Genomic DNA, 1,332 nt, shown 5'->3' with positions numbered 1-1,332 from the left:
TAGTAGGGCTTGGTTAGGTGGGGATGGGCTGGGCGTGTCTGGGTAATGTGCGGCGGCAGGTGGGGCAGATCCCGGCCCAGCAGGCCAGCAGCAACTGGAGCTCGGCGATGACCCGGTAGGTACTCAAGCCACAGCCGGCGCTTTTGGGTTGAGCCGTTCCAGGGTGCAGAACGCGTGGGCGACCGAGACCAAGGTGACGTGGTGGTGCCAGCCGCTCCAGGTGCGGCCCTCGAAATGGTCCAGGCCCAGACCGGTCTTCAGCTCACGGTAGTCGTGCTCGACCCGCCAGCGGATCTTGGCCATACGCACCAGATGCCGTAGCGGCACGTCCGCCGCGAGAGTGGACAGCCAGTACTTGGTCGGTTCCGGCTCGCCGACCGGCCACTCGGCCAGCAGCCAGCACACCGGCAGGTCCTCACCGACGTAGGCACGGCGGATCTGTATCCCCGCCGGCCGGACCCTCAGTGCGTGGAAGCGGGAACGTAGCGGCCCTTTGGACCCGACTCGCCAGGTCACCGTGTGCAGCGCACGCCGCCCGGCAGCCAGCACCATCTGTCGGGCGCTGATCCGCCGCTGCCGATATCGGGGCGCCGCCCGGCGCCCGGTGCCCCGATACGGTGTCCTGGTGCGGCAGGACTCGGCCGCCAAAAGCGCGGTATCGGAGCGCACCCCCACCACGTAGGCGATGTCCCGCTCGGTCAGGGCCAGCCGAAAGGCCCCGTCTTGGCCGTACCCTTCATCGGCGACCACCAGCGGCGCATCCAGCCCCCAACACGCCAGCTCGTCCAGCATGTCCACGGCCAGCCGCCACTTGGGCACATGAGTGATGTCATCAGGAATCCGGGCCCGGTGCCGACGCGCCGCCACCGCATCGGCGTCCGCCACCCGCGGCGAGGCCGGATCCCAGCCCTCGGGCACGAACAGCCGCCAGTTCACCGGACACGACGCCGCGTCGGTGACCAGGTGCACGCTCGGGGCGACCTGGCAGTTGGCCCTCTTGCCCAACGCCCCGCAGTACTGCGCGGCCACGCCCGGCGACTCCTCGCCGTCTTTGGGAAAGGACACATCGTCGATCACCCAGGCGGCCGGGTGGATCGCCGCGTCCATCCGCCAGGCCAGCTCGGCCAGCACCAGTTGATGCGACCACGGGGCATCGGTGAGGAACTGCTGCAGCCCCTGGCGATCCACGTCCAGCCGGGCCGCCATCGGTTCCATCGATTTACGGGCCCCGTCGGTCAGCAGGCCACGCACATACCGCTCGCCCCATCGCCGCTGATCAGCACGGGCAAAACCGGAGAACACCTCAGCGGCGAACGTCTCCAGTCGCGCCCG

1 protein-coding gene is annotated in these 1,332 nt (G+C 69.4%); it reads right to left on the bottom strand.

Annotation, left to right across the window (positions count from 1 at the left end; translation table 11 throughout):
- Positions 1–123: 123 nt before the first annotated feature.
- The coding region (locus ACWD3H_RS47675; protein WP_451959805.1) for an IS701 family transposase at positions 124–1,332 on the bottom strand (1,209 nt) is incomplete at its 5' end.

The organism is Streptosporangium sp. NPDC002607 (assembly GCF_053592655.1).
The sequence above is the reverse complement of the archived record's forward strand: the minus strand, read 5'-3'. Positions and strand labels throughout refer to the sequence as shown.